Here is a 207-nt window from a genome sequence, read left to right on the forward strand (position 1 = left end):
CGACTGCGCCGGACCAGCCAGTCATTGGCGAAGTGACTGACGACGAAGGTCCGATCCAGGGACCGGTGGGCAATGGCGAGAGCACGGACGACACGACGCCGACGCTGGTGGGCAAGGGCGAACCGGGCGACACGATCGTCGTGATCGACAACGGCACGCCGGTTGGCGAGACGCAGGTCGACGAGGACGGCAACTGGAGCTTCACGC

The 207-nt window shown here is 66.7% G+C and carries 1 protein-coding gene; it reads left to right on the forward strand.

Features of this window, described 5'->3' with window-relative positions:
* The coding region (locus F6X39_RS36315) for an Ig-like domain-containing protein (protein WP_187620176.1) at positions 1-207 on the forward strand (207 nt) is incomplete at both ends.

Source organism: Paraburkholderia sp. UCT2, assembly GCF_014397665.1.
Lineage (GTDB): Bacteria > Pseudomonadota > Gammaproteobacteria > Burkholderiales > Burkholderiaceae > Paraburkholderia > Paraburkholderia tuberum.